Origin of the sequence: Shigella sp. FC1967 (genome assembly GCF_001743005.1) — a bacterium.
Taxonomy (GTDB): Bacteria; Pseudomonadota; Gammaproteobacteria; order Enterobacterales; family Enterobacteriaceae; genus Proteus.
Genome location: NZ_MIIZ01000901.1, coordinates 1 through 2,064 on the forward strand (window position 1 = coordinate 1; position 2,064 = coordinate 2,064).

At 37.1% G+C, this 2,064-nt stretch carries 2 protein-coding genes; both read right to left on the reverse strand.

Going from position 1 to position 2,064, the window contains the following annotated elements; translation table 11 throughout:
* Positions 1-286: 286 nt before the first annotated feature.
* Complete coding sequence (locus tag BHE89_RS15570) at positions 287-1,666, reverse strand: APC family permease (protein WP_069368298.1); 1,380 nt, start codon at positions 1,664-1,666, stop codon at positions 287-289.
* On the reverse strand, positions 1,656-1,865 hold the full coding sequence (locus BHE89_RS26060; RefSeq protein ID WP_074454084.1) for a hypothetical protein: 210 nt from the start codon (positions 1,863-1,865) through the stop codon (positions 1,656-1,658). The genes BHE89_RS15570 and BHE89_RS26060 overlap by 11 nt, the downstream gene beginning before the upstream one ends.
* Positions 1,866-2,064: the final 199 nt, after the last annotated feature.

The following is a 2,064-nucleotide window of genomic DNA, read 5'->3' on the forward strand; positions in this document are numbered from 1 at the left end:
ATAATAAAAAATCACTTAATAAACTTATTAATATTTACTTTAATAAATTATAAATAAATTACATTTAAAATTAAGGTTATTTATTTACTTTAAATAACCAAAATTAAAATAATTTATTTGTTTTTGAAATATTTATTCGATGTGTAAACTACTATATTTATCTTTTATTATTCAATTGCGATTTAATACTACTAATTTAATACTGATAATTTCACATAGGCAAAAAAAATGCTTCATTACTGAAGCCATTTCTATACTTATTTTTTATTGACAATTTTTTATAGCATTACTTTTCTGGCATTTGTGGCATCGGTCGACGGAATCGACGTGTGATCCACACCATATAGAGTAAACCAATGGCGCCCCAAACAAGACCTAACTCCATAGACCCTGGTTCAAGGTTTATCCACAATACCCCCATTGTCGCAGCACCAATGATAGGTAATATCAGGTAATTAATGTGATCCATTAATCCTTTATTACGACGCTCACGAATATAGAATTGTGAAATAACAGACAGATTCACGAAAGTAAACGCAACTAATGCACCAAAGTTAATTAATGCTGTTGCCGTCACTAAATCAAAGAACACCGCACCTAAGGCTAAGAAACCCACTAATAGCACGTTAAATGCAGGTGTACGCCATTTAGGATGTACGTAACCAAATGTCTTCTCTGGGAATACGCCATCGCGACCCATAACATAAAGTAAGCGAGCAACACCTGCGTGAGCCGCCATACCAGATGCTAATACCGTCACACATGAGAACACTAAAATAATAGACTGGAATAAAGCACCCGCAACATACAGCATTATTTCAGGTTGTGACTCTTCTGGATTTTTGAATCGTGAAATATCTGGGAAATACAATTGTAAAAAGTAAGAAACGGCAATAAAGATGATCCCACCAATCAACGCGGTTAAGAAAATCGCTTTAGGGATCACTTTACCTGCATTTGGCGTCTCTTCAGACAATGTGCTGATACCATCAAATCCTAAGAATGAGAAACAGAGTATTGTCGCTCCTGTGATCATAGGTATCAATTCAGCATCAACGGATGCAAACGGTCTAAAGGTCCATAACTCCCCTACACCTTCACCGTTATAAACACCGTGAATAAGTAATCCAACAAACACAACCATTACTGCAACTTGCACAATAACAATTGCTGTATTTAAGTTAGCAACAACGTTAATACCACGTAGGTTAAAGAACGTCATTAAAGCCACTAAAGCAAATACAAAGATCCACGGTTCAACGCCCGGGAATATTGCTTGTAAATAGATTTTCGCCAATAAGATATTGATCATTGGCATAAATAAATAGTCGAGTAAAGATGACCATCCCACCATAAAGCCAACATAAGGACTCATGGATTTTTGAGCATAAGTATACGCAGAGCCTGCTGAAGGAAAACGCTTAACTAATTTTCCATAGCTCACCGCTGTAAATAAAATTGCAATTAACGCAATCGCATACGAGGTTGCTACGTGACCATTCGTAATGCCAGAAACGATACCAAATGTATCGAAAATAGTCATAGGCTGTAAAAAAGCAAGCCCCATCATGACTACTTGCATTAGCGTCAAGGTTTTACGTAATTGAACTCGATTGTTAGCACCAGTTTGGTTAGTGCCGATAGAGGAGATGACGTTATCTGACATTAGCGAACCCTCCCATAACTTCGGTTTGAGTATTAGATAAACTCAACCGACAGTTACTGGGAAGACTTCGCATCTGCCTATAAACAGAATAGAATGAAGTTTTTAAGGATGTGTATGTGTTTAGGAGACGCCGTGCTCCGTAGTCATCATTGCCCGCAGTGCCGCTAGGCCCGACTGCGAAAGAGAATAATTGTACCATATTAGCATTCCTCTATCATGACAACCCTTTCTCTAAGGGGCTGGCTGCTAATCAAATTATGTTATCTATTCAGACTCAAATGAATCTGACCTCTTGGTGTAGTAATAAGTAAAAATGCAAAAAAAAACCGATGCACTTTAAACGCATCAGTCATATTTTTAGTGGGCGCATTTTGCACGTCTCAGACTTAAAATAGCAA

Bases quoted from the DNA above. Each gene is read 5' to 3' on its own strand.
- BHE89_RS15570 (WP_069368298.1), bottom strand. From the start codon at position 1,666: ATGTCAGATAACGTCATCTCCTCTATCGGCACTAACCAAACTGGTGCT.
- BHE89_RS26060 (WP_074454084.1), bottom strand. From the start codon at position 1,865: ATGGTACAATTATTCTCTTTCGCAGTCGGGCCTAGCGGCACTGCGGGC.